General features: G+C 63.8%; 23 protein-coding genes. 15 read left to right on the top strand and 8 right to left on the bottom strand.

Annotation, left to right across the window (positions count from 1 at the left end):
• Positions 1-89: 89 nt before the first annotated feature.
• From IEY62_RS03495 to IEY62_RS03480, 4 genes are all read left to right on the top strand, one after another.
• On the top strand, positions 90-962 hold the full coding sequence (locus IEY62_RS03495; RefSeq protein WP_229785034.1) for an MBL fold metallo-hydrolase: 873 nt from the start codon (positions 90-92) through the stop codon (positions 960-962).
• A 193-nt stretch (positions 963-1,155) separates the two neighbouring features.
• The gene (locus IEY62_RS03490; protein WP_229785033.1) at positions 1,156-2,139 is read left to right on the top strand and encodes a hypothetical protein; all 984 of its coding nucleotides are present in this window, start codon (positions 1,156-1,158) and stop codon (positions 2,137-2,139) included.
• A 98-nt stretch (positions 2,140-2,237) separates the two neighbouring features.
• Positions 2,238-3,863, top strand: a complete 1,626-nt coding sequence (locus IEY62_RS03485; RefSeq protein WP_189013929.1) for a cell wall anchor protein — start codon at positions 2,238-2,240, stop codon at positions 3,861-3,863.
• Between the two features lie 131 nt (positions 3,864-3,994).
• The gene (locus IEY62_RS03480) at positions 3,995-5,212 is read left to right on the top strand and encodes an MFS transporter (RefSeq protein WP_189013927.1); all 1,218 of its coding nucleotides are present in this window, start codon (positions 3,995-3,997) and stop codon (positions 5,210-5,212) included.
• Between the two features lie 93 nt (positions 5,213-5,305).
• On the opposite strand, the gene IEY62_RS03475 is transcribed toward IEY62_RS03480, so the two are convergent.
• Positions 5,306-6,670 carry an acyltransferase family protein gene (locus IEY62_RS03475; RefSeq protein ID WP_189013925.1) on the bottom strand — a complete coding sequence of 455 codons (1,365 nt, stop codon included), beginning with the start codon at positions 6,668-6,670 and terminating at the stop codon, positions 5,306-5,308.
• Positions 6,671-6,890: 220 nt separating this feature from the next.
• Here IEY62_RS03475 and IEY62_RS03470 point away from each other — a divergent pair, with 220 nt between their 5' ends.
• A complete protein-coding gene (locus IEY62_RS03470) occupies positions 6,891-7,163 on the top strand; it encodes a hypothetical protein (protein ID WP_189013923.1) in 273 nt (90 codons plus the stop codon).
• Positions 7,164-7,308: 145 nt separating this feature from the next.
• On the opposite strand, the gene IEY62_RS03465 is transcribed toward IEY62_RS03470, so the two are convergent.
• Positions 7,309-8,220 carry a phosphatase PAP2 family protein gene (locus tag IEY62_RS03465; RefSeq protein WP_189013921.1) on the bottom strand — a complete coding sequence of 304 codons (912 nt, stop codon included), beginning with the start codon at positions 8,218-8,220 and terminating at the stop codon, positions 7,309-7,311.
• A gap of 154 nt (positions 8,221-8,374) precedes the next feature.
• Between IEY62_RS03465 and IEY62_RS03460 the strand changes: the two genes are divergently transcribed.
• From IEY62_RS03460 to IEY62_RS03445, 4 genes are read left to right on the top strand one after another with little or no spacing between them, the layout of a single operon-like run.
• Positions 8,375-9,793 (top strand): ABC transporter substrate-binding protein, encoded by a 1,419-nt coding sequence (locus tag IEY62_RS03460; RefSeq protein WP_189013919.1) that lies wholly within the window; start codon positions 8,375-8,377, stop codon positions 9,791-9,793.
• Positions 9,790-10,755, top strand: coding sequence for a carbohydrate ABC transporter permease (locus IEY62_RS03455; RefSeq protein ID WP_189013917.1), 966 nt, complete (start codon positions 9,790-9,792; stop codon positions 10,753-10,755). Before IEY62_RS03460 ends, IEY62_RS03455 begins: the two co-directional genes overlap by 4 nt.
• Before the next feature lie 8 nt (positions 10,756-10,763).
• On the top strand, positions 10,764-11,636 hold the full coding sequence (locus IEY62_RS03450; RefSeq protein ID WP_189013915.1) for a carbohydrate ABC transporter permease: 873 nt from the start codon (positions 10,764-10,766) through the stop codon (positions 11,634-11,636).
• Between the two features lie 29 nt (positions 11,637-11,665).
• Positions 11,666-13,045, top strand: a complete 1,380-nt coding sequence (locus IEY62_RS03445; RefSeq protein ID WP_189013913.1) for a glycoside hydrolase family 32 protein — start codon at positions 11,666-11,668, stop codon at positions 13,043-13,045.
• Between the two features lie 18 nt (positions 13,046-13,063).
• Here IEY62_RS03445 and IEY62_RS03440 read toward each other — a convergent pair whose 3' ends face one another.
• From IEY62_RS03440 to IEY62_RS03430, 3 genes are all read right to left on the bottom strand, one after another.
• On the bottom strand, positions 13,064-14,113 hold the full coding sequence (locus IEY62_RS03440) for a LacI family DNA-binding transcriptional regulator (protein WP_189013911.1): 1,050 nt from the start codon (positions 14,111-14,113) through the stop codon (positions 13,064-13,066).
• 64 nt (positions 14,114-14,177) lie between these two features.
• A complete protein-coding gene (locus IEY62_RS03435; RefSeq protein WP_189013909.1) occupies positions 14,178-14,774 on the bottom strand; it encodes a DUF2510 domain-containing protein in 597 nt (198 codons plus the stop codon).
• Entirely contained in the window at positions 14,771-15,400 is a 630-nt protein-coding gene (locus tag IEY62_RS03430) for a DUF2510 domain-containing protein (RefSeq protein WP_189013907.1), read from the bottom strand. The genes IEY62_RS03435 and IEY62_RS03430 overlap by 4 nt, the downstream gene beginning before the upstream one ends.
• 103 nt (positions 15,401-15,503) lie before the next feature.
• On the opposite strand from IEY62_RS03430, the gene IEY62_RS03425 reads away from it, so the two are divergent.
• The 6 genes from IEY62_RS03425 (at position 15,504) to IEY62_RS03400 (ending at position 22,964) form a co-directional block, all read left to right on the top strand.
• Entirely contained in the window at positions 15,504-16,034 is a 531-nt protein-coding gene (locus IEY62_RS03425; protein WP_229785032.1) for a hypothetical protein, read from the top strand.
• 122 nt (positions 16,035-16,156) lie between these two features.
• On the top strand, positions 16,157-17,176 hold the full coding sequence (locus IEY62_RS03420; protein WP_189013905.1) for an o-succinylbenzoate synthase: 1,020 nt from the start codon (positions 16,157-16,159) through the stop codon (positions 17,174-17,176).
• A gap of 75 nt (positions 17,177-17,251) precedes the next feature.
• Positions 17,252-19,342 carry a PhoX family protein gene (locus IEY62_RS03415; RefSeq protein ID WP_189013903.1) on the top strand — a complete coding sequence of 697 codons (2,091 nt, stop codon included), beginning with the start codon at positions 17,252-17,254 and terminating at the stop codon, positions 19,340-19,342.
• 152 nt (positions 19,343-19,494) lie between these two features.
• Positions 19,495-20,085: an SOUL family heme-binding protein gene (locus IEY62_RS03410; protein ID WP_189013901.1), complete on the top strand. Its 591-nt coding sequence runs from the start codon at positions 19,495-19,497 to the stop codon at positions 20,083-20,085.
• Between the two features lie 72 nt (positions 20,086-20,157).
• Positions 20,158-21,858: a 2-succinyl-5-enolpyruvyl-6-hydroxy-3-cyclohexene-1-carboxylic-acid synthase gene (menD, locus tag IEY62_RS03405; protein ID WP_189013898.1), complete on the top strand. Its 1,701-nt coding sequence runs from the start codon at positions 20,158-20,160 to the stop codon at positions 21,856-21,858.
• Positions 21,859-22,010: 152 nt separating this feature from the next.
• On the top strand, positions 22,011-22,964 hold the full coding sequence (locus IEY62_RS03400; RefSeq protein WP_189013896.1) for a hypothetical protein: 954 nt from the start codon (positions 22,011-22,013) through the stop codon (positions 22,962-22,964).
• A gap of 99 nt (positions 22,965-23,063) precedes the next feature.
• Here IEY62_RS03400 and IEY62_RS03395 read toward each other — a convergent pair whose 3' ends face one another.
• The 3 genes from IEY62_RS03395 to IEY62_RS03385 form a co-directional block, all read right to left on the bottom strand.
• Positions 23,064-23,858 (bottom strand): amino acid ABC transporter ATP-binding protein, encoded by a 795-nt coding sequence (locus IEY62_RS03395; RefSeq protein WP_189013894.1) that lies wholly within the window; start codon positions 23,856-23,858, stop codon positions 23,064-23,066.
• 11 nt (positions 23,859-23,869) lie between these two features.
• A complete protein-coding gene (locus IEY62_RS03390; RefSeq protein ID WP_018776841.1) occupies positions 23,870-24,661 on the bottom strand; it encodes an amino acid ABC transporter permease in 792 nt (263 codons plus the stop codon).
• Positions 24,662-24,755: 94 nt separating this feature from the next.
• The gene (locus IEY62_RS03385; RefSeq protein ID WP_189013892.1) at positions 24,756-25,553 is read right to left on the bottom strand and encodes an ABC transporter substrate-binding protein; all 798 of its coding nucleotides are present in this window, start codon (positions 25,551-25,553) and stop codon (positions 24,756-24,758) included.
• Positions 25,554-25,704: the final 151 nt, after the last annotated feature.

The raw sequence follows: 25,704 nt of genomic DNA, 5'->3' as shown, positions 1-25,704 counted from the left end.
CGGTCCGGTTCATTCCGCTCCCTCCCAGCTTTCCGTGGGTAGAGTAGAGGCCTGAACATCGCCGGATTGCAGTGGATACGGAGAACGCATTGTCAGCTTGGCTGGAACTTGGACCGGACAACTACGTCTTGGAAACCGAGGGATCGTTACTCAACACCGGGCTGGTGGTGGGCTCTGAGCTCGCCATGGTCATCGACACCGGCTGTGGCCCGCGCCAAGGCCGGGAGATCCTTGCCGCGGTTCGCGAAAAGACCCAGCTGCCGCTGGTGGTGGTGAACACCCATGCGCACTACGACCACTTCTTCGGTAACGCCGTTTTCGCTGACGACGGCGTTACCGAGTTTTGGGCGCACGCCAACTGTGCGGCCACCATCGAACGCGACGCCGACAACCAGCGGCGCTTCGTGGCCACCAACGAACCCGAGATGGCAGCGGGGGAGGGCGACGCCGTCGAGATTGTTGTCCCGAACGCGCTGGTCCGCGACCAGCCTGTGCTGGTGGACCTCGGCGGAATCACCGCCACCCTGTTCTACCTGGGCCGTGCCCACACGGACGGCGACCTGCTGGTAGGCACCAGCTCCACCCTGTACGTGGGGGACCTCGTGGAGCAGGGCGCTCACCCGTCGTTCGAGGATTCCTATCCTGAAGAGTGGGCGGATGCGCTGCGGCACATCTCGGCGCTCAGGCACCGTTACGAATTCCTGGTCCCCGGCCACGGAAAACATGTGAGCGACGAATTCGTCAAGACCATGGCGGACACCATGGGCACCGCCGTTCGCCAGGCAACCCAGTCCATCCGCGACATGCCGTCCGACGCCACCAAGGCCATCCCCGTGTTGCCCTACGGCCCGGAACAATCCCGGTGGTTCATCAAGCGGCTGCAGGAAACCAACGCCCAAGGACGCACCTCACTGGGCACACCGGACTTCGGCCCAGGGGCCACAGGCTCCTACCCGTCATAAACAAGGTTCCTTATAAATTTCTCATCTTCTTTACTCCTGACTATGGACTATTCCAATAGTCCTTCCTAGGATGAAGGCGACCATTGGTTCGCGACTACCTGGGGGTGTCGAGATGAGGGGTTCACGCGTTTTCCCGCGTGCTGCCAGCATTCTCCGCTCTGTCATGGTCGCGGGAGCAGGTACCGCAATTTGGATGGCGCTCTCAGCCACCGCCGCTAACGCGGACGCGAGCCATACCGAAAAGAACCTCTTGGAGAGCACCACCTCCTCCAGCACCATCAGCGTTCCGCTTCCCGACGTAGCACTGCCGGCCGCCGTCAAAGGATTGCTGCCGGCCGATCAGCTCACCGTCCCCCTTCCTGCCGTCACGCCTGCGATGCAGCACTCTGGCGGGGCAGCGGATCAGGTGGTCGGCGCAGTGCCGGTGGTCAACCAGATCCTTCCCGCGGACACAGCGGGAACAGTCGTCAACACAGCGCTGGTTCCGGCTACGGATGCCGTGGACCGCACGGTGGACGTTGTTGTCCCGCCGGTTAACTCAGTTCTTGAACCTGTGCGCCTGGAACCCGTGACGGATGCGGTCAACCCGGTGGTGGAGCCAGTCGTGGGCGTGGTTGATACTGTTCTGCCACCCCTTGATTCTGTGGTTCCTCCGGTGACCATTCCACCCGTGGTCGTGCCGCCGGTAGCCGTTCCTGACATCGATGTACCAGCCGCACCCGGCACCGACGGGGCAGTAGCGCCCGCAGCGCCGGACGCTGGCACCCAGCCCGCGACCGGCGTCGTAAGTCCACCTGAACCGGCCACCAGTGCCCCGGCTGCACAACCGAATCTTTCCGCACCATCAACTGCCGTTGGGCTCGAGTTCGAGGCCTCACCGTGGGTGATGTCCACCCGCAACTTCGGCCCCACCGGCATCACTGCAGTGCTCGGCGGGTCCTCCTCACCCGCCGATCCCGCAACACCTACCGGGCTGCCCGGTGATCGCGACGCGGTCCCATCAGGCCTGGCCGGCAGTGGTTCCGCCGGGTCCTCGAACGCTCCGCCAAACCCGGCGGCAGCGTTCCTCTCCGCCGCCCTGATTATCCCTGCCGACGCACTTCCTGGCCTCACAACGGCCAGCGACGAACAACATCCCAAGCCGGTTTCATTCGATCCCGGCTCCTCTCCTGACTAGGTCCCCAGCCTTGCTGCACCGACTTTCGCGGCAGACGGCACTACAGGCGATCCGTCATCGGACGTCTCCGGGAACAAGACCTTCAGGAGAAAAACACCATGAACACGACCATTCGCAAGTGCCTGATCGGCACCTGCTTTGCCGGGGGCATGATTGTCCTCAGCGCCACCGCGGCAAACGCCGCGGACACCACCAGCGGCAAGGACGGACTTCTGTCCGGCACGCAGGTGGTGGCGCCAGTAGCAGCGCCCATCAACCTCGGCGCAACCTCTCTGGGCCTGGTGGGGGACTCGGCGGCAACCAGTTCAGCCACACCTGCTGCCAGCTCGGGTTCAGCACCCGCAGCCACCACCAACGGTTCCAACGGCATCGGATCCGGGACGCAAGTCGTAGCTCCGGTAACGGTGCCCGTAAACCTGGGCTCGTCGTCAGTGGGTCTGCTGGGGGGCTCCACTGCGGCGAGCTCAGCCACACCTGCCGCCCCTGCCGGGGCAACAAGTTCGACGCCGGCAACCACCACCGGCGGCGCCGACGGCGTCGCTTCGGGAACCCAGGTTGTGGCGCCGGTGGCGATCCCCATCACGGTGGGGTCGACGTCGGTCGGCGTCCTCGGTGACTCGGCAGCAACCTCAGGATCAACAGCTCCTGCACCGGCCCAAGCGCCTGCGCAGGCAACAACGTCGGGGGGAGAGGGTATCGCGTCCGGCGCTCAGGTAGTGGCTCCGATTTCGGTCCCTGTTAACATCGGAGCCACTGCCGTGGGGGTGGCCGGTGATTCCGCAGCTACGTCCACTGGCGGAGGTTCGGCTGCTGCTCCTGCTGCCTCAGGTGCTTCGACGTCCGGGTCTGAGGGCATTGGTTCGGGAACGCAGGTTGTCGCTCCGATTACTGCCCCTATCAACCTGGGCGCTACCTCGGCTGGGCTGTTGGGTGACTCGGCAGCCACCACTGGCGGGACCAATGGTTCCACGGGTGGCACGACCGGCACGGGCACCACGCCCGGAGCCAGCACTTCCGGTTCCGAAGGTATCGGTTCCGGGACGCAGATCGTTGCTCCGATTACGGCTCCGGCAACCGTTGGCTCCACGTCGGCTGGTGTGCTGGGTGATTCCTCGGCTACTACTGGTTCCAATGGTTCGACGGGCACCACCGGCACGGGCACCACGCCTGGTGCCAGCACTTCCGGCGATGACGGACTCCTGTCCGGTACGCAGCTGATCATCCCGATCACGGCTCCGGTAACCGTTGGGTCAACCTCAGTGGGCATCGGTGGCGGTTCCGTCGGTACCGTGACCCCGCCGGTAGTAACGCCTCCGGTCGTAACCCCTCCCGTTGTCACGCCTCCGGTCGTAACCCCTCCCGTTGTCACCCCGCCGGTTGTCACGCCTCCGGTCGTAACCCCGCCGGTTGTCACGCCTCCGACCGAGACGCCGATTAGTGGAGGCCCCTCGACCGGTGGAGAACCCGGCGTTGACGAGCCCGTTGCCGGCACCGTGACGGGAAACCTCACTGGCGGAAGCATCCAGACCGCAGGCAGCGTCCACACCACTGCTGGCACCAAAGGTTCAGTGACCGCGGCGGTCCCCACCGCCGTCGGGAGTGCCAATACCCTTGCTGCCACGGGACTGAACAGCAGCTTTGCACTCTGGGCAGGGGCATTGCTTGTGATGGGCCTGGTCCTGACCGCCCTTGGTCGCCGGAAGGCAGCCGCCATCCGCAGCTAAGGAGCCGGTAGCAATCCCGCTTCGCATGTAGTTGTTGCGGCTCCGATCACCGGAGCCGCAACAACTGCGCGCCGCCCCCGTTGGCGTCACGCGGTCATCGCGGCGCTTCCACGAGTTCTAGGATGAAAGGGATGACCACCACCCAAGCAGACAAGAACTTCAGCCTTCGCAGCATTGCGCTTCCGGCCTTCGGGCCCGCTCTGCTGTTCTGTATAGGCGAGGGGGCGGTCCTGCCGGTTATTGCGCTTTCGGCCCGGGAGCTTGGGGCTTCGGTGGCGGTCTCTGCGTTGATCGTGACCCTGATCGGACTCGGTTCGTGGATCTTCAACATCCCGGCGTCGATCATCACGGAGAAGTTTGGCGAACGATGGTCGATCGTTGGTGCCGGGGCATTGGGCGCCATGGCACTGGGAGCGGCCGCCTTTGCCCCGCAACTGGAGCACGGGCTTTGGCTGCTCGCCGCTTCCATGACGTTGGTAGGCATGTCTGCGAGCGTCTTCAACCTCGCCCGGCAGAAGTTCCTCACCGAGGCCGTGCCGGTGATGTTCCGCGCCCGTGCGCTGTCCACCCTGGGCGGTGTCACCAGAATCGGTATCTTCATTGGACCGTTCATTGGTGCCGGCATCATGCAGTTCGCCGGCATCAGCGGGGCGTACTGGGTAGGTTTCGCAGGGATGATGGCCGCGGCTGCCTTGTCGCTCACCATCCCGGATCTGGTGGTCCCCGAAACGTCCGACGGCGGCCCGCGCCCTCCCGCTTCCACCCTGCGGAACGTTGCGGTTTCGCATGCCGGGGTGTTCCTGAGCGTCGGATTCGGGATCCTGCTGCTCAGTGCGCTGCGGGCGTCACGCCAGGTTGTTATCCCACTGTGGGCCGATCACCTGGGCCTCGACGCCACCCACGCCTCCCTGCTGTTCGGCTTGTCCGGGGCCATCGACATGCTGGTCTTCTACCCGGCAGGCAAGCTCATGGACAGGAAGGGGCGGCAATGGGTGGCCATACCGTCAACCGTGATCATGGGAACGTCCCTGATCCTCATCCCGTTCACCGCCGGCTTTGTTCCGTTGCTCCTGGTGGCTTTGCTGATCGGGTTCGGAAACGGCATCAGCTCCGGGCTGATCATGACGCTCGGGGCTGACTTCTCGCCCGACAACGGGCGGAGTCACTTCCTGGGAATCTGGCGCTTCATCGCGGACTCGGGTGCCACCGGGGGGCCAGTGCTGCTCTCCGGTCTCACCGCAGCAGTCTCGCTCTCCGCCGGGATCTGGGCCACAGGCATACTGGGCTTCGCAGCGGCGGTGGTGTTCGCCGTCGCAATTCCGCGGCTGAAGCACCGGCGCAACTACTGAATCGGGCGTGGCTTCCCCACCCGCTTTCAACCCGCTGGGGCCTCAAAACAACCCGAACCAGCTTGTTCCAGAGCCGGTGCCAGTTAAAGAACGTCAGGATGCCGAGGAGCCAACGGGAACGGGGCGCCTCCAGGCCCGATCCGGGACGTTGCCTGTCACCAAGGCGACGGCGATCACCAGCAACACCAGCCCCCACGTCGCGTTGGCCGTATCAAGGGCCGTCCGCATCACCACGAAGGGCGGAATGATGGCCAGCACAGTCGCAGCGACGATCCGCCACATCGCCGGCCTCGACGCACCCGGGGCAAGGGCTGTGCTTGCAAGTTCCAGCCGGACCAGTGGCAAGGAGGCCAGCAGTACCAGGGCCCACGCCGCCACGTAGAAGAGGGGACGGCTGAGCCACCAATCCACGCCCGCAGGCTCAGGGAACGGCAGCCGCAGCAGCAACGCGATCCCGAACATGGCGATGATCAACGGCAGGTGCCAGAGGTAGATGGTCATGGCCCGGCTGCCCACAACGAACATCACTTTCTGCACCCAGCCCTGACGCACACAACGCTGCAGTGCCCGGTATGCAGCCTTGACCAGCAGCACGTGCGCCAGGCCCACAAGGATCAGGGGAAACATGGGCGGATTCTGGTTGGTCAGCATGTCCACGGGATACGGGCCAGAATGGGTGAGCAGAACCATCGCCGCGTAGCAACCCGCCGCAGCCAGAACCAGCTGCCACCGCGCAAAGCGGTCAAAAAAGCCATCGGCGTAGAAGAATCCCAGCTGCTGCAACAGGCCCCAAACGAAAACCATGTTCAGCAGCCCGATCGGGTTGGAGTCGAAACCCCAGGGATTGTGCTCCAGGCCCAGGCGGAAAACATCTACGACGACGGCGCCCGCGGCCAACGCTGCGACGGTCCGGTAGGGTGCGGCTTCGTGAAGTTTCGCCATGGTGGGGACAATGGCCTGGCAGATCAGGTACGCGGCAAGGAACCACAGCTGCACGCCTGCTCCTGCAGCGATGACGGCGAGCAGATCGCCCGGGACGCCGGCCGCCGTCGCACTCCACAACGCAATGGCGAGGAACGCATACAACGCAACCGTAGGACGAACCAGGCGCAGCACACGGTTCCTCAGGTAGTCGCCGGCGTCGCCGCCCTTGCGTCGCAGGCTCCGCCACGAGGTCAAGGAGGCGAAACCGCCCACGATGAAGAAGAGGGGCATGACCTGCCCGAACCAAGTGCCTTGCGCGAACCAGTTAAGGGAGGTCAGCGGATTGCCTACGCCTATACCGGACTCGTCCACGCTGATGCCCATCATGAGAAGGTGCACGGCCACCACCGCGAACATGCACGCAACCCGGATGAAGTCCACCACCAGATCCCGGGTGGCGGGTACGACGACATCCGGGGTAGCGCTCCGCCGTGAGGCGGACTTGCGGGACGCTGAGCCAAGGGCGGATGACATGGGAACTCCTCGAATTAGCCACCGTTTATCCATCGATTGGATTAACTGTAACGTATGAAGAGCGGACAGTCGACGTCATCCCCGGAAATGTGCCTACATGCAGGGTGGGGTGGGCATAACCGGGCGTAGTCTGGAAGAGGACCTTCGTCCGCGATCAACAAAGTGTTTCACCGGCGCGCATGGCGCATTTTGCGAATCCACCCCCCACCAATGAAGGGCAGTGCTGATCGTTGTGCACATCAAAGAATTCTGGGACCAGCTTTCTCCCGAAACACAGCAATGGCTCGTCGACAATCCGGGAACCAGGATTGTGCCGAGGACCGTCACCGCAATCATCAACGGGGAAACGGGGGAGGGCGACACCGTAGACGCGCATGGTGGCACGGTGCTCACGGAAGAGGATCAGCAGTTCATCCACGAGCAGGCGCGGCGGCGTGGAGCTGCTTCTGAGGGAGAGCCCAAGTTCTTCGACTCGGTGGGCCCGGAGGACTAGAGCCTCCGAGCGGCGCGTCCCTTAGCGCCGATCGCCCCCGTAACCAGTGGTGCGTGGGGCGCGAACGGGTGCGCCGCCGTCGCGTAAGTGGTGCGTGGGGCGCGAACGGGTGCGCCGCCAGTCGGCCGTCGCCCCACCAAGCGCGTTAGGCCTTGCGGGCCGCCAGGCCAAACAACCACGTGCCGCCCAGCGCTGAAAGGTAGCCGGCGATCACGATGAAGGCCGTGCCCGCCCAGAAGTAGTCGATGGTGCTGTCAGTGCTGAGCCCAGGCATCACCTGGAGCAATGAGTAAGCGGCCACAATCAAGGCCATCAGCAGCGCGGCAACAGTGAGCCACACCCAGATCCGGGAGGCGGCCCAATGCTCGCCGTAGCCCTTCCATACGTTCCATGTGCGGCCTGTCCGCAGGACCAGCCATCCCGCCGGTAGCATCACTGCGCCCACCACCAGGAACGCGGCGATGACATCGGCGGGGCGGTGCCACTGGTTGATGAGGGTGGAGACTCCGGTGGCCACAGCGAAGGTGCTTCCCAGGAAGCCTGCCAGTGGACGCCAGCGCGGGGACACCATCAGGAAGACGGCTGCTGCAGCGGAGGCGGCGAGGGTGGTGTGCCCTGAAGGGAGCGAGTTCAGTTCCAGTGTCTGCACGCCACGGTCGGGGCGGTCCGGGATGAAGAACTTGAGGACCTGGGTGGCCAGGTTTGCGGCGACGCATGCGGCCACGGCGATGCCCGCGGCCTTCCAGCGGCGGCGCGCCACCGTCACGAAGAGCACCATGATGGTGGCTATTGCCAGCGAGAGCATCGGAAGCATGTCCAGGAATTCCGTGGAAGCCCGGCCCGCGGTTCCACTGAGGGTTGTGGCTTCAACCAGCGCCGACTCGTCAATGAACTGGCCGGGGGTGGTCCGCACAAAGAAGTAGTACGTCGCCACGAGGCCCACGATGCTGGCGGCCGTGGCCAAGCAGAAGAGGAAGCCTGTGCCTGTGCCTGCGTCGCGTGCTTGAAGCGGCCGTTTGCTCGACCTCCCGCTGGTGCGGAATTGCTGGGAACTCATTCTGACTAGACTGCCACAATTCGCTGGACGCCTCATGTGAGCTTTCCCCGCGCGTTGCGGGGTTAGTGAGGCACTCGCAACATTCCTGTGACACTTGACACGTGTTAGGTGCGCGTCATAGTCTTCCTAACACGTGTTAGGGAAGGAAATCTACATGTCGGGAACCAATGGGGCTTTGCGCGAATTCACACGTAGAAGTGCCCTTACAGCCCTCGGCGCCGGGATTGTGGGAGTCACTGCGGCATCGTGGCCGCGCTTGACCGGGGCCGATATCCCAGGCCGGGGCGACAACAGCCTCAGCATCGCCATCATGGGCACCGCCGCGGACGCCGCAGCCCGCCAGAAGGTCATCGACGCCTTCGCAAAGGTCCACCCCGAGATCAAGGTCAAAGTCCAGGCCATCCAGGCCGTGGACTGGAAGGACTTCTTCACCAAGATCCTCACCATGGTGGCAGCCGGCACTCCGCCGGACGTCGTGTATGTGGCCACTGAAGGCGCCCAGCTGTTCGCTGAAAAGCTGGCACACCCACTGGACGAGTACCTTCGCCGGGATGCCGGGCACATGAAGGAATACTTCGCAGACGTCCACCCCAGCCTGGTGGAAGCGTTCATGTACAAAGGCAGCCTGTTCCAGCTTCCCATCGACTGGAACGCCGCCAACATGTACTACAACACCACCGCGCTGCGGCAGGCCGGCCTGGACAGGCCGGCCGACGACTGGACGCACACCGACTTCCGGGCCACCCTCGCGGCCATGAAGAAGGCGAATCCCAAGGACTTCACGCCGTACTACTGGACCAATCGCCTGTTCGGCGGGGTGGTCCCGTGGCTCTACGCCAACGACACCAGCTTCCTGAAGGAAACCAAATCCTCGGGCGGCGAATGGCTGTGGGACGGCTTCTACGCCAACGACCCCTCCCGCAGCCTCCGCTCCGGCGGCTACCAGTGGCTGGAGCCCAACGCGGACGATCCCCGGGTCTTCGAATCCTTCGACTACCTCCGAGGACTGGTCAAGGACGGGCTCGGCGTCCGGCCCGAGGAAGGCGGCGGCAGCGCCCTGATCGGCCTCTTCGCCTCCAACCGGATAGGTACGACGCCGGCAGGCGGCTATTGGGTCCAAGGTCTCCATGAAGCGGGGATGACAGAGGACGGTTTCGACGTCCAGTTCTTCCCCAAATGGCGGTCACAGCGGCACCAGTTCGGCACGGCCGGCTACGCGATCATGAAGACCGCCAAGGACAAGGACGCCGCCTGGGAATGGGTGAAGTTCAGCTCCAGCCTGGAAGCCATGCGGATCGTGTTCCCCACGCCAAACACCACCCCCGCGCGCCGCTCCATGGTCAATGAACAGCTCTATGCGGGAACAGGTCCACGGAACTGGAAGGTCTTCTACGACACCCTGGACAAGTTCCCCACCACAGGTCCCATTCCGGCGCCACCCCAGCAGGCCGCCGTCGAAACAGCCCTGATGAAAAACGTAAGCCTGGCCGTCAGCGGCGACGAGCGCCAACTCAAGGACGCTCTCAACTCCATGCAGCGCGACCTTGAACTGGCCCTGAGGAGGCAGCCATGAGTACCGCAACCAGTACCCCCACCGGTACGGGGAGCGAGCCGGGTCGCCGGCAAGCTGCCCATAAGAACGCGCAGGGGACCAAGCGCGGCCGCGTCCAGCAGCGCTGGCTGCCGTGGGCTTTCCTGGCCCCGACCATCGCGGGCATGGGCATCTTCACCCTGCTTCCGATCGTTGCCTCGATAGCACTGGCCTTCTTCCGCTGGGACATCATCTCCGCACCGACGTTCGTTGGCTTCGACAACTTTGCCGAGGTAGTCCAGGACCCCACCGTCCGGGTCTCGTTCCTGAACACCATCGTCTTTGTGGTGGTGGCCGTAGCACTCCAGTTGGGCCTCGCGCTGGGCCTGGCGATCATGGTGCAGGAAAAGCTTCCGGCCTGGCTGCGGGTGTTCTTCCGCTCCGCGTTCTTCTTCCCGCTGATCCTGTCCGCAGCATCGGTCTCAATCTTCATGCGCTACCTCTTCAACGAGCAGTTCGGCGTCGTGAACTGGTTGCTGTCCATTGTTGGCATCCCCGCGGTTCCCTGGCTGACGACGCCAGGTGGGTCGGCCGCCGTCGTGATTCTTGTGTACGTGTGGCAGAACTTCGGGTTCTCGTTCCTGCTGTTCATCGGCGGGCTCGCCTCCATTCCGGTGGAGACCTACGAGGCCGCGTCCATTGACGGCGCCACCGGTTGGCGCAAGCACTGGTTCGTCACGTTGCCGCTGCTGAGCCCCACCACCCTGGTGGCCTCCGTCATGGCCATCATCAACGCGCTCCAAGTGTTCGACCAGCCCTACGTCCTCACCCGCGGCGGGCCCGGCGACTCTACGCGCACAGCCGTCATGGTGATCTTCGAGTCCGCGTTCCAACGCCTCGAGTTCGGCCAGGCCTCGGCGATCGGTGTGATCCTCACGCTCATCATCATGGCCATCACGGCCGCGCAGTTCCGGCTCAGCAAACGATTCGTCTTCTACCAGTAAGGCCCGCCATGACAACCATTCAAGAACGTGTCACCACCACGGAGCCTGTAGTCACCCGGAAGAAGCGCGACTGGTCAGTGGCCGTCCGCGTCATCGTCTTGCTGATCGCGTCCGTCTTTGTCCTGGGCCCCGTGCTGTGGACCCTGTCCACCTCGCTGCGGCCGCCGTCGGAATCCTTCAAGCTGCCGCCCGCGTTCCTTCCGCTGAACCCGGACCTGACCTCCTACGAACAAGTGTTCAAGCAGCTAAACATCGCGGCGTTGGTAGTGAACAGTGCCTTGGTGACGGGCCTGATCGCCGTGGGGCAGATGATCACGGCTGCCCTGGCCGGGTACGCGTTCGCGCACCTGAAATTCCGCGGACGTGGCGCACTGTTCTCCATCGTCCTGGCCACCATGATGGTGCCCGCGCAGGTCACGATCGTGCCCGTCTTCATGCTGATCCGCGGCGTGGGTCTGTCCGACACGCTGCTCGCGCTGATCATTCCGGCCATCCCGACGGCGTTCGGCACCTTCCTGATGCGCCAGTACTTCATGGGGTTGCCGGGTGAGCTCGCTGAAGCGGCTGCGATCGACGGAGCCTCGCCATGGCGGACCTTCCGTTCCGTGTATGCGCCGCTGGCGATGCCCGGGCTGGCGATCGTAGGCATCCTCGCCTTCAACTTCCACTGGAACGAATTCTTCCGGCCCCTCATCATGACCATCTCCGAGCAGAACTTCACCCTGCCACTGGGCCTGGTGTCGCTCCAAGGCAACCTCGGCACCGGAAGCATCTCCGTGGTCCTTGCCGGTGTTGTCCTCTCCATGATTCCCGCGCTGGTGGTGTTCATGTTCGGCCAGCGTGCGCTGCAGGACGGGCTCACCGCAGGCACAGGCAAATAATTTCCCTCTCCACCCTGAAAGGTGTTCCGTTGACGGACCTTGCACTCTCTTCCTCCCTGCTTTCTGCTTCGACGCATCCGGATCCGGCGTTCCCGCGCTTCCACCCGAGGCCGGCGCAGGGCTGGATCAACGACCCCAACGGTGTCAGCTACATCAACGGCCGCTACCACGTGTTCTTCCAGTACAACCCGCACTCGGCCAGGCATACCCAGATCCAGTGGGGGCATGTCAGCTCCCCGGACCTGGTCCGCTGGGAAGAGCACCCGGTGGCGCTCGTTCCCCAAGCCGGCGGACCGGACTCCGCCGGGTGCTGGACCGGGGTGGTGACCTCCGACGACGGAGTCCCCACCGCCGCCTACTCCGGTGTGCAGGACCACGGCGGGCATTCACAGGTTGTCATCGCACGCGGCTCCTCGGATCTGGTGTCCTGGGAACAGAACGGGCACGTGGCTGCGTCAATGCCTGAAGATCCGTTGGTGACTGCGGTCCGTGACCCCTTCATCTTCCGCTTCAACGGTGGCCGCTACGCCATGCAGGGAGCCGGACTGGCCGATGGGCGCGCCGCCTTGCTGCTGTACTCGGTGTCCGACATGGAGAACTGGGAATACCAGGGAATCTGGCTGACCACGGCTGACCCGGTAGCCGCCGTCCACACCCCGGCAGAGATCTGGGAATGCCCGCAGCTGGTGCAGGTTTCCTCGGGCGAATGGGTCATGATGTTCTCTCTGTGGCTCTCAGGGGACGATCACGAGCACGCGAACGGTGTAGGCCACCTGATCGGTTCCCTCTCTGCGGATCCCGAAACCGGGCTGCCGGTGTTCAGCCCGGTCTCAGGTGGGAAGTCCGACCTCGGCCGCGACTTCTACGCCCCGCAAATCATGCAGCTCTCTTACGGTTCCGCGGATACTGAGCCTGCGGCGCTCCTGTGGGGTTGGGCAAACGAGGGACCCGGACGTGACGGGCGGCGTGGCCGCACCCAGGAAGAAATCGACGACGCCGGGTGGTCGGGTGTTCTGACGCATCCCCGCGTTTTGTCGGTGGTTGACGGGACGCTCGTGGTAGCTCCTGCGTCCGAGGTTGAAGCGTACCGGGGTGCTTCCGTGGTTGCCGGCGCAGCCGGTTCCGTGGCGGTCCCGGGGTTTGCCGAGGTGCTGGTTCGGGGTGCCGGGTCCGGTTCCGTGGACCTGGTGCTGGGTTCGGGGGACGAGGCCCAGGTGGTCTACTCAGGCACCCTGGCTGCCGGCGAGGAACTGCGGATCTTCATCGATGCCTCCCTTGTAGAGGTGTACCGCTCCGGGGCCGTGGCGACGACGCTCCGGGCGTACCCCGCTCCGGGGGAGTCCTGGACGCTGGCCCTGCCCGAGGGTGCGACTGCCGATGTGTGGGAGTTGGCGCTGCCCGCTCAGTAGTGCCGCGTGGCGACGGGCTCAGCGTGGTGCTGGGCCCGTCGACTCACGTACCACCAAGCGGCAGGGGACCATCGTCTCCATGCTGCGTGCCGCCGTCGTACCTTCACCGCCCTCGATGGTGTCCAGCAGCGTGGTCATGGCCGCGCGGCCTATCTCACGCAACGGAAGTGCCATGGTGGTCAGTGCCGGGACCATGGTGTCCGCGATGCGGGCCTCGTCGTCGTAGCCCATGATGGACAGATCCCGGGGGACACTGAGGCCCAAACGGGCCGCGGCCAGGGCAACGCCCACAGCCAAGCGGTCGTTGGCGCACATGATGGCCGTCGGCCGATCAGCCGGGGACACGTCGTCGAGCAGTTTCATGGCGCCGTGGTAGCCGGCATCAATGTCCCATCCCGCCATGAAGACCCGCTCTTCACGGACCGGAACGCCGGCCAGGCTGTGGGCTTCCCGGTAGCCCTGGACGCGCAACGGTGCTGCAGGCGAATCCTCGGAGCCGGCGAGCAGCGCGATGTCCCGGTGCCCCCATTGCAGCAGGTGTTCCGTGGCTTCCCTGCCGCCGGTGACCTCGTCCGGAATGACATGGTGAAGCTGCGGTTGCGGCTGTTCGTCGTAGCAGTTGGCCAGCACGGACGGGACGCGGATCATCCCCTGCGGGATCTCGATCGGCTTCAAGCCGACCGTCACATACATCAGTCCGTCCACCTGCCGGTCCAGGAGAGTTTCTATGGCGCTCGCATCCCGGGCAGTATCGCGCTCGGTGTCCATGACCACAGTGACGAATCCACGGCTGCGGGCGATGTCGTCGGCCCCGCCGATGATGTTGCCATCGAACGGGCTCACCACCACTTCGTCGGACAGGATGCCGATGACCCTGGACCGCTGGTTCCGGAGGCTGAGCGCGATCGCGTTGGGGGAATACTTCAGCTCCTTGGCCGCCTGGCGGATCCGGTCCTGGCTTTCCTTGGCCACGTTCCCGTCACCGCGCCCGTTCAGGACCAGCGAGACCGCGCTTCTGGAAACTCCCGCCAACTTGGCGACGTCCAACGCGGTGGCCTTGCGGTTCATTGGCTTCCTCTCCTGCCGGTTACTCAGCAGTCTACCTAACGCGTGTGAGGGTGCCCCTCGGGGCTCAGGAGCCATAACCCATCCCGGAGTTGAAGGACTGCACCCACTGCATGCTTTTAGCGGAACCCACCACGATGTAGGTCAGCCAACCGGCAACAAGAAGACCCACCGGCCACCATCCTCGTCCTGAGGCGACCTTGTTGACCACCACTGCCCGGCCGATCACGTATACCAGCCCGCCCATGTACATAAAGGCCCAAGCCCAGTGGAATGGCCGGACCACACCCTTGCCTCGCAGACTCCGGTAGTCGAAGAAGGCCAGGGCAACCGACCCCACATAGACCAACGCCAGAGCACCCAAGAGAAGGAAGTAGCCGGCATCAAAAATGGACGCCGGATCAGGAACGGGGTCGCCCGCACGTGTTGTCACGAAACGGAATTTCGGATTCCACGCGAGCATAAGGATTACGGGAAGCAAGGGCATCCCCGCCATGATCCAGATGAAGGGGTTGTACACCGGCGTCTCGGGGCTGATGGGTGGGCGACGCCCCAACTGCTGCGAAGCGGGTGGTCCCACGAGTTCCGTCCAAGCGGTGCCGTTCCACCACCGCAAACAGCGGGGATCAACCGTGTCGGGATACCATCCCGGCGCCGCCGTCACGTGGTGACCGAATAGCCGAACTGGTTGTACATCGACTGCATCATGTTCGACGTCCAGATGCCGGCAACCACCAAGCTGACAACGAACACGGCAATGGTTACCCAGATCGGCCACAGGCCGCGCTTGGGGGCGACCTTGTTGACGATGATCGAACGGCCAATCACGTAGACAACCGAATTGAGGAACGCCCACGCCCAATGGAACGGACGCTCGACGCCGGACTTCAGCAGGCGCTGACGGTCCAGGTAAGCGAAGAACACCGAGAGTCCGTAGGAGATGAAGCCCGACCCCAGGAGCAGGAAGTACGCCGGGGTATAGATGGAAAACGGATCAACGGTGGTAACGCCCTGCCGTGTGGTGATAATCCGGAATTCCGGCTGCCACGCCAGCATGAAAATGACCGAAACCAGCGGGAGCAAGGTGATGACCCAAATGAACGGGTTGTAAACCGGCGTCCGCTCGTTTATCCGGGGACGCGGCTGAGGGACCGGCGCCTGGTACTGCATGGTGCGCGGAGCCTGTTGGGCAGTCCACGCCGTGCCATCCCACCAGCGGACAAACCGCGGGTCCGATGGGTCCGGGTACCAGCCCGGAGGTGTTGTTGAACCGGGCATTGCTTGAGTCATTTTTCCCCCACGTTGTGTTGTGACTTCGAGAATATCGCGGTTGCCCTGTCTCGGTAATCAGGCGACCTTCCCCAAGGGATATGTGGCGGTGTATGGATGGAGCATGAGCTTCTTCGACGACCTCCCTGAGCCACCGCCCCGGCCACGCCAACCCCAGCCGGTTCGGCCGGAATGGGCAGGGCCGCCGTCGGGCGAACTGCCAGGTGTTGTGTCTCCCTTGGGCTTCGTGCTCCGCGGTCCCAACGCGGTGGTGGCGCTGAAAATGGTGGAGGTCTTCTCCACGGGTTGCCTGTTGGACCTCGTATGGTGCGTGCGACGTTCGGACGAATCCGATCAGGAGTGGCGGGAGGTCATGGAACGGAGCTTCCAGGGGCCTGGGCGGCCGGGAATCCTGATCGGGGCCAGGCTCCCGGACGGGCGCAAGGCTTTTGCCGGGACAACAACACCATCCATGTTCGAAGGTTCCGAAGAGGTTGCCGGACCAGTTCTTGTGGACTGGGGAGGCGCCGGCGGCAGTGCCGGTGACCAACAGGCAGAAGGCTCTGTCCGGTACTGGCTGTGGCCCCTGCCTGCCGAGGGGAGCTGCAAATTGTTGCAAAGTGGGATGACCAGGGGTTGCCCGAGAGCACCCTGAAAGTGCCTGGGGATCGCTTGGCAACGGCACGAGGAGAAGTGCGCGAATACTGGCCGGTGTAGTTTTCCACATAGCCCATTTCGCTTGTCCCGGGCCTAAAATGCCGCCGGTACAGTGGCACTATGCCTGTTCGCCTTCCTGACCTTCAAGAACTGCTCGATTCCGCTCATGTCGTCTCGTTACCCATGCGCGTCAAGTTCCGGGGCATCATGGAGCGGGAGACCCTCCTTTTGCGCGGACCGCTCGGCTGGGGAGAGTTCTGCCCCTTCCCGGAATACGACGACGACGAATCCTCCCGTTGGTTGGCGGCCGCCTTGGAAGCGGGCTGGCTTGGGTTCCCGGACGCGCTGCGGGACAACATTCCGGTAAATGCCACGGTCCCTGCCGTTTCGGCAGACCGCGTGCCCGAGGTGCTTGCCCGGTTCGGCCGCGTAGATGCAGTCAAGATCAAAGTCGCTGAAAAAGGACAGCAGCTGTCCGATGACCTGGCAAGGGTAGCTGCTGTGCGCGAGGCCCTTCCGGATGCCGCCATCCGGGTGGACGCCAATGGGGGCTGGGACGTGGAGCAGGCAGTGAACGCGCTGGGGAAGCTATCAGCTGTCGGCTTGGAATACGCAGAACAACCCGTTCCAACCATTGACGGCTTGGCAGAAGTCCGCCGCAGGCTCTCTACCGCGGGAACACCGGTTCTCATCGCCGCTGACGAGAGCGTACGCAAGGAAGATGACCCCCTGCGCGTGGCAAAGGCCGGGGCCGCCGACCTCATAGTGGTCAAAGTCGCCCCCCTTGGGGGAGTACGCCGTGCGTTGGACATCGTCCAGCAAGCTGGGCTGCCCGCCGTCGTCAGTTCCGCGCTCGATACCTCCGTGGGAATCCGTGCGGGTCTGGCGCTCGCGGCGGCCCTTCCTTCGCTCCCGTACGCCTGCGGCTTGGGCACCGTTTCGCTGTTTGCATCAGATATCACAAGGGACCCCTTGGTGTCCGACGACGGCGCCATCCGCGTGCGGGACACTGCTGCGGATCCCGGGCTGCTTGAGCAGTACGCGGCTTCGGGGGAGCGCCGGGATTGGTGGCTGGACCGCCTGCGACGCGTCCACTCCGTCCTGGCTGAGCACCAGCACCGTTTGTTCACCGGGTCTTAACCGGAGGGACCTCTCAGCTTTGGATTCCGCTGAAAGGCTCAGCGGGAACCTCGTACACACTCTGGAAGGTCCCCCATGTCTGAAACCACCGGACGCTCGTTTCCGCTGCTCCCCATGCTCGGCCACACCAAAGGCAAGCGCAGCGCCGTAACGTGCGCACTCAAGTGTGACAACGCCTGCGCCGGCGATGTCTGCAACACCAGCGCCAACGGCTACTTCCGGGACATCGCCTCAACGGCCATGTCCCGCCGCGCCGCCCTGGGACTCGGCGCAGCAGGTGCGCTCGCCGTCGTACTTGGTGGTGCCGTCACCGGAACTGACTCTGCAGTCGCCGATTCAGGAAACGGACTGTCCAACGCTGCCAAGAAGGGCTTCGAGAAGTCCAAGCTCCAGTTCACGGCCATCAAGCCGGTCGACGCCGCCGTCGACGCTTTTACCGTTCCCGAGGGCTTCGGCTGGAACCCCATCATCCGCTGGGGCGACCCCCTGTTCGCCGACTCGCCTGCTTTCGACATCACCAAGCAGACGGCTGCCGCCCAGGCCCGTCAGTTTGGCTACAACAACGACTACACGGACATCCTGCCGATCCCCGATTCCAAGGACCGCCGTGCCGTGCTCTTTACCAACCACGAGTACACGAACGAGAACATCATGCTGCCGGTCGGCTTCGATGCAGCAGAGGCCCGTGCCATCGGTCGGGCAGCACACGGCCTGGCCGTCGTGGAGCTGGAACGCAAGAACAAGAACAAGCCGTGGAGTTACGTCCAGGGTGCTGCCCTCAACCGGCGCTTCCTCACCGACACTGTGTACGAACTGACCGGTCCTGCCGCCGGCACAAACCTCGTCAAGACCATCGACGACCCCGCGGGCCGCTGGATCAAGGGCACCCTGGGCAACTGCTCGGGTGGCACCACGCCTTGGGGCACTATCCTCTCCGGCGAGGAAAACTTCAACGGCTACTTTGCAGCACTCGGAACCAGCGACGCGGACAAGCGTTACGGCCTCTCCTCCAAGGCAACCACCCGCCAGTGGGAGCTCGACGAGCCGCGCTTCGACACCCGCAATTCCGGATACGCCAACGAAAGCAACCGCTTCGGCTGGATCGTGGAAGTCGATCCGTTCGACCCCACCTCCACCCCCAGGAAGCACTCTGCAATGGGCCGCTTCAAGCACGAGGGCGCCAACGTCATTCTTGCTCCGGACGGTCGCGTTGTGGCCTACATGGGTGACGACGAGCGCTTCGACTACCTCTACAAGTTCGTCTCCAAGGGCAAATACCAGGCGGGCGATTCCAAGGCCGCACGCAAGAACAACATGAGCCTGCTCTCCGAAGGCGACCTGTACGTTGCCCGCTTCACCGGCGACTCCCCGGCAGCGGAGATCGACGGCACCGGCAAGGTCCCCGCCGACGGAGCCTTCGATGGTTCGGGCGAATGGCTGCCGTTGGTTGTCGGCGGCGCCTCAGCGGTTCCCGGCATGTCCGTGGCAGAGGTTTTGGTGTACACGCGGCTGGCCGCTGACAAAGTTGGCCCCACCAAAATGGACCGATGCGAAGACGTGCAACCCAACCTGCTCACCGGCAAGGTCTACGTCGCCTGCACCAACAACTCCGACCGCGGCAAGGCCGGCAAGGAAGGAGCAACGGAGGTCAACCCGCGCACGCTCAACCGGGATGGCCACATCGTCGAGATCACCGAAGGCAAGGCGCAGACCGGTACCAACTTCAACTGGACCCTGCTGCTGGTCGCCGGCGATCCCGCCAAGAACAACTCCACATACTTCTCCGGGTTCCCGGCCAACAAGGTGTCGCCGATTTCCTGCCCCGACAACGTAGCCTTCGACTCCGTCGGCAACCTCTGGATCTCCACCGACGGCGCCCCGTCCACCATTGGCTACAACGATGGCTTGTTCAAGGTCACTCTTGAAGGTCCGGAGCGCGGCAAGGTGGAGCAGTTCCTCGCTGTTCCCCGCGACGCCGAAACGTGCGGCCCGATCGTCCACGACGACGAGCGCACAGTGTTTGTCGCAGTCCAGCACCCGGGTGAAGAAGGCACGTTTGACGCGCCCCACTCTTACTTCCCGGACTACGTTCCTGCAGGAACCGCCCCGGCGGCCGGCGCGGTTCGGGCACCCCGCCCGTCCATTGTGCAGGTTTTCCGCAAGTAGCTGAAACACTGAAACGCTCCCTTGTCCTGCGGAGATAAGGGAGCGTTTCTGCACCCCACGCTTGCTCACCTCCCGCGTGTTTGCTGCGATCGTTCGCTCACCTACAAGGCCTCTGGCAGGTTACGGTTCAGCGGCGTATGGTCAGTCGCACCATGACTGAACAGCAGCCCTACGATCTGGTCCAGCGTTATCCCCACTTCGAACTACGCCGTTATCCCAAGCACGTTCTCGCCGAGGTGCAAGTGCACACGGCTTTTGATCGTGCCGCAAACGAGGCTTTCCGTTACCTCTTCAACTACATCAGCGGGAGCAACAAGGCCCGGCGGAAGCTGTCCATGACCGCCCCCGTGCTTCAAGAGAGCGCATCGTCCGAGGAAATGGTCATGACGGCGCCAGTTCTGCAGAGCGGTCCGGTCCTGGGAGGCGGAGACGAAGACTACGTCGTGGCTTTCGTCCTGCCGTCCGGAGTGACAGCGGCCAATGCCCCTATACCCGACGAACCCAGGGTCAAAATCCGTGAGGTTCCGGGCTCGTTGACAGCGGTGGCCCGGTTCACTGGAAATGGATCAACGACGGCTTTCCAACACCACAGTGTTGCGCTGCTGGAGGCACTCCGGCTGGCTGGCCTGACGCCCGTAGGGTCTGCCAGGTTCGCGCGTTTCGATCCTCCCTTCAAACCGTGGTTCCTTCGGCACAACGAGGTCGTGATCGACGTCGAAGAACCCGAAGGCACCCGCGCGTAAGGAAGGGTTTGGATGAACGGCGTGGGATGTGAGCGAGCGTTGGGGGACCGCGTGCGCCAATAGACTGGAGCGGTGACTTCCCAGGACTCTCTGACATCCATCGCCGCCGCCCGGATCGCCGTGACTGCTCTGCTCGACGGCGGCGTGCGGCACGCGGTGGTGGCTCCCGGTTCGCGGTCGGCGCCCATGGCGTACGCTCTCGCGGAAGCTGAGGCAGCTGGCCGTGTTCGCCTTCATGTCCGGATAGATGAACGCGACGCCGGGTTTACGGCCCTTGGCCTCGCGCTCTCCACCGAAGCCCCGGTCGCCGTCCTGACCACCTCCGGCACAGCAGTGGGGAACCTGATGCCGGCCGTGATGGAAGCCAACCACTCGGCCGTACCCGTGGTGGTAATTTCCGCGGACCGTCCCGAAGAGCTGCACGGCACCGGGGCGAACCAGACCACCATCCAACTGGACCTTTTTGGCGATCACGTGCGTTTCGCCGTCGACGTCGCTGCGGGGGACAACCCTCAGAAGGCTGTTGCCACCGCTCTCTACGCTGCCACCGGCGCACTCGAGGACACGCCGCCAGGCCCCGTCCAGGTGAACATCGCTTTCCGCGATCCGCTGACTCCCGAAAACGGTGATGCCCTGCCGGACACGCAGGGACACGGGGTGTTCCATTACGACGCCGGGCCGCAGGCTTTGGATCTTGCGGCAGCTTCCAGCGAACTCGCTGAGCGACGGACCGTGGTCCTCGCAGGCCATGACGCCGGGCCTGTGGCTGAGGCGTTCGCACGTGCCCATGGCCTTCCGTTGCTGGCAGAGCCGTCCTCGAACGCCCGCTTCGGCCCCAATGCTGTTGGCCCGTATCGCGTATTGCTGGAGCATTTTGGCCCCGGTTCGCCTGCTCCCATTGAACGTGTGGTCCTTTTTGGCCGCGCCACGCTGTCCCGCCCTGTGGCGTCACTTCTGGCAAGCGAATCGGTGGAATCAGCCATCTACCAGCCGGTTCCGGTTGCTTGGTACGAAGCTGGCCGCCGACGCGAAACTCCCATCGAAACCCTCCCCGAACTTGGCGCTTTCGCCGGCCGCGGTTCTGCGGATTGGCTGGATTCCTGGCTTCTTGCCGGTGCCGCAGCCCAGCATGCGTTGGACGGAGTACTCGCGGGTGAGACTGCGGCAAATGGCCCCTCGGTGGGAGCTGTGGTCTGGGAACACTCCCGTGGCCAACTTGTCCTGGGTTCCTCCAATGGCATCCGCGACGTCGACCTCGCCGGCCTGCCCCACCACCACCCGATCGCCACCGTTTACGCCAACCGTGGTCTCGCCGGCATCGACGGCACCATCGCCACGGCTACAGGAATCGCGCTGGGCAGTGGACGCGAAACCACCGTCCTCCTGGGGGACGTCACGTTCCTGCACGACGCCGGTGGCCTGCTGCTGGGTCACGGTGAACCGGTGCCGGACCTCCGCATCGTGGTGCTCAACGACACCGGTGGCGCCATCTTCGCACTCCTCGAACATGGCGCCGTGGAAGACTCAGGCGCCTACGGCACCGCCGTCGAACGCCTCTTCGGCACCCCGCACTCAGTGGACATCGCGGCACTCGCGGCGGCGTACGGCGTCGGACACCAAGCGGTAAGTACGACGGCGGAACTCGCCGACGCGCTCAAGGCGCCGCTGAAGGGGCGCACCATTGTGGAAGTGCGCGTGGACCGGGCGGGCCTGCGCGGACTGCACGCCCGGATCAAGGAAGCCATCAACGCCGCCGTGGGCCACGGAAACTGACGAGGGCCACGGAAACTGACGTGGGCCACCGGAATTTGGGTGTCGCTGGTCCGTTGTCCGGGCACTGGGGAGTGTGCGTGGCGTGCGGCGGGTTGTCCACATAGGCAAACTCTGCCCTCGAACCTCAGCTGCCTTCGACGAAGACTGTTGGAATGCGAAGGCTACCCAAACTCATTCTCGCCAAGGATCTTTCCATCCTCGGAGGCGATTCCAAGCGACTGTCCATGGATGCGAAGGCCGGAAAGCTCGTTCGCATCAGGCACGGTGTCTACGTCGACGCCCCGCAATGGCAGAAGTTGGAGAGCTGGGAGCGGTACGCCCTGAACATAGAAGCGGCAGCGGAGTGCTTGGCTGCTCCGACCATCTTCTCGCATCACTCGGCGGCGTCGATCCACGGGATCCCCACTATCCTGCGCCACCAGCCTGTCCATGCGCTGACCACTTACGCCGGCGGAGGCCGTTCCCGTGCGGGTGTGAAACGCCACTTTGTCATCAAAGGAAGCGAGCGGGCCCAGGAGGTCAAGGGATTCCTGGTCACTGACAGGACCCGGACGGTATTGGACATCGCTGCGTCGGTTCCGTTTGCCGAGGCCATTGTTCCGATCGATTTCCTGCTGAACAAAAAGCGAAACTCCCAGCCTGTGACCAAGGATCAGCTCCTGGACGGCATCCGCGGGACCTACTCCAAAGCGGCGGACAGGCGTATCACGGCGGCGATAAATTTTGGTGTCGGAAACTCTGGTTCCCCCGGAGAGTCCTATGCCCGCGCCTTGATGCACGTCGTCGGATTCGAGATGCCTCAGCTCCAGTACGCGGTGAACACCACGAAAGGAACCGTGTACACGGACTACTACTGGAAGGAAGTCGGGTTGGTTGGGGAATTCGATGGCCGCGAAAAGTACATGAAACCGGAGTACTTGAAGGGACGTACTCCTTCCCAAGTAGTGATCGAAGAGAAGGACCGCGAGGACGCCATACGCGCCACCGGCCGAAGAGTGTTCCGGCTGGTGTGGAGCGACCTGACGGTGAGCAAGCTGGAACGCGCGCTTGAGGCAGCCGGGGTTCCCCGCCGTCGTCGTGCTTCTGCAGGCCACGCAAATTCGTAGGTGACCCGGAAACGGGAGGGCGACACCCGAATGTGGGTGTCGCCCTCCCGTTTCTGTGGCGCTAGCGAATATGCACGGCGCCAGCGAATATGCGCGGCGCTAGTTCTCCTCGACGCCGATGTGCGTCGGGTCAAGGACGCGGCGCAGGAATTCCTTGGTACGCGGCTGGGTGGGGGCGCTGATGACGTGCTCGGCCGGCCCTTCCTCCACCACAACACCGGCATCCATGAAGACCACGCGGTCGGCCACTTCGCGGGCAAAGCCCATCTCGTGGGTAACAACCAGCATGGTCATGCCTTCCTGGGCCAGCTTCCGCATGACAGCAAGGACGTCGCCGACGGTTTCAGGGTCCAGAGCGGAGGTGGGCTCATCGAAAAGCATGAGCTTCGGATCCATGGACAGGGCACGCGCGATGGCCACGCGCTGCTGCTGGCCGCCGGAGAGCTGGTCCGGGAAGCGGTCGGCCAGGTGTCCCAGGCCAACGCGTTCAAGGTTGTGGCGCGCAACGTCGGCTGCTTCGGACTTGGAGCGCTTGAGAACCTTCATCTGTGAGATGGTGCAGTTCTCCAGCACGCTGAGGTGCGGGAACAGGTTGAAGTGCTGGAAGACCATACCGACGCTTTGGCGCATCTTGTTGAGGTCCACGTCGGGATCTGTCGCTTCGAACTCGCCCACGTTGATGGTGCCGGCGTTGGGGTGTTCCAGCAGGTTGACGCAGCGAAGAAGGGTGGACTTGCCTGAACCCGACGGTCCGATCAGGCACACAACCTGGCCCGGTTCCACGGTCAGTGAGATGCCCTTGAGGACCTCGTTGTTGCCGTAGGACTTGCGCAGGTCTTTGATGTTGACGCCGGCGGCGCGAACGGTGGCCGTGCTCCCAGTGGAGTTATTCATGACTGTCCTGCCTATCGCTTGGTCCGCGCGGAGCGGCTTTCGAACTTCCTTGCAAGGAGGCTCAAGGGGATGGTGATGACCAAGTAGAAAGCGCCTGCCACGAGCAGGGGAGTGAGGCCCGCGCCCAGGCTTGAGATGCCGTCGCGGCCGAACTTGGTGAGCTCGTACTGGGAAGCTGTGAGGCCCAGGACGTAGATCAGCGAGGAGTCCTTGGTGAGCAGGATGATCTCGTTGGTCAGCGGGGGGAGGACGATCTTGAACGCCTGGGGAATGACGATCGAGACCATCGCACGCCAATGCGGCATGCCCAGGGAACGGGCTGCTTCCATCTGGCCCTTGGGCACGGCCTGCAGACCGGCGCGGAGGGTTTCAGCGATGTACGCCGACGCCACCATGCCCAGCGAAACCATGACCACGATGTTGACGTCCCACTGCACCCCGAAAGCCAGGGGGACACCGTAACCGAAGGCGATGAAGACCAGCAGGGCCGGCACGCCGCGGAAGAACTCGATGTATCCGGTGGCGATCCAGCGGTACAGAGGGAAGGAGGAAAGCTTCATGAGGGCCAGCAGGAGGCCGCCCGACAAGCCCACCACGAAGGCCAACGCCGTGTAGATGAGGGTGTTCTTGAGGCCCACCAGGAAAATGTCCGGGAACATCGGCCCGATCTTGGCGAAGTTGAAGACGCTGGTGCCGATCGTCTTCCAGTCCACAGCAAGGATCACTGCGGCCAGGACCACGACGAATATCCCGGCCTGGACGTACAAACTGACTTTGGCTCGTTGACGTGCAGTCATTGCCATGGTGTTCTCACATTCATGTTGCGCAGCCGGGCCCCGAAACAACGTGTCGTTTCGGGGCCCGCCTGCGTGGATCTCGGGAGAGCCGGGGCTCGGACTACTTGGTGGCTTCGCCGAACCAGGTGGTCTGGAACTTCTTCAGGGAGCCGTCGTCCGTGAGGCGCTTCAGGGTGCCGTTCACGGCGTCTGCCATGGCGGTGTTGCCCTTCTTGATGGCGATGCCGAGCTTCTCGCCGGTCGCGTAATCCTCAACACGCTTCAGGTTGGAGTCGTCCTTGATGGCGTAGCCCAGAACGGACTGGTTACCGATGGCTGCGTCGATGGTGCCGGCCTTGAGGGCCTGGACCAGGAGTCCGGAGTCCTCGAACTGCTGCGCGTCGATGCCCTTGTCCTTGGCGTACTGGGCGCCGGTGGTGGCCTGCTGGACGCCCACCTTCTTGCCCTTGGCGCCGTCGATATTGTTGATGCCGGAGGACGAGGTAGCCACGAGGGTCAGGTCGTCATCCAGGTACGGGTTGGAGAAGTCCATGACGCTCTTGCGGACGTCGGTAATGGAGATCGAGGAGATGGAGACGTCGCAGCCAGTCAGTGCGGTGCCGGTCTCGATGGCCTCGAAGGAGCTGTCCACCACGTTGAGTTCTGCCTTGGCGTCCTTGGCGATCTCTGCGGCGATGTCCATGTCGAAGCCGACGATCTTGCCGTCCTTCTGGAATTCAAAGGGCTCGTAGGGGACGTCCGAGCAGACGGTCAGCTTGCCGGCATTGATGAGTTTCAGGCCCGAGCCATCCGAGGCCGCGGGAGTAGAGGAACCACCACAGGCGGTGAGGGCCAATGCGCCGGCTGCAAGCACGGCGGCAATCTTGGTGCCGGACAGAACCGAACGGGAGATCTGCATGTTGTTTACCTTTTGTTGCGGTGGATGCTGAACTGAGTCGGTTTTAGTGTAGCGCCGAACATGAGATGTGCATCACAGGAAACGAAGTTTCACTATTAGATAACTACTTTACGCACTTATCAACCACAGAAAAGGAAGAGCTGTCTGGAAT

Source organism: Paenarthrobacter histidinolovorans (assembly GCF_014647595.1).
Taxonomy (GTDB): domain Bacteria; phylum Actinomycetota; class Actinomycetes; order Actinomycetales; family Micrococcaceae; genus Arthrobacter; species Arthrobacter histidinolovorans.
Note: the sequence above shows the minus strand (reverse complement) of the source record. Positions and strands in the feature narration are given on the sequence as shown.